This is a genomic window from Saccharothrix sp. ST-888, from assembly GCF_000955975.1.
Lineage (GTDB): Bacteria > Actinomycetota > Actinomycetes > Streptomycetales > Streptomycetaceae > Kitasatospora.
Map to the genome: position 1 here is coordinate 1 of NZ_JYJF01000916.1, position 310 is coordinate 310.

Here is a 310-nt window from a genome sequence, read left to right on the forward strand (position 1 = left end):
ACCGCCGCCGCGCCGGACCCCGGCTCCTCCATCGCGCCCTCGCACTCGTCGGCCACAGCGTCGAAACCCTGCCCGTACGGGCTGCTGCGCGCGGGCGGCAGCGCGATCGGCGCGGTCAACCCGCCGGAGCCGGAGGTGTCACCGGTGCCCTTGGCGCCGAGCATGCCCTGCCGCCTGCCGATCACCTCGACAGGGAGTTCCGTGCGGGTGGCGGTGACGCGCTCCTCGGGGGTCTCGCTCATCGCAGCAGCCCCCGCATCTCGCTCGTCGGGACGGCGTGCAGGGCGATCTCCTCGGCCTGCTCCTCGGC

1 pseudogene is annotated in these 310 nt (G+C 75.2%); it reads right to left on the reverse strand.

What is annotated here, in order from left to right:
• Positions 1-242: pseudogene (locus UK12_RS35030) on the reverse strand (NADH-quinone oxidoreductase subunit C); the annotation flags it as partial.
• Positions 243-310 lie beyond the last annotated feature (68 nt).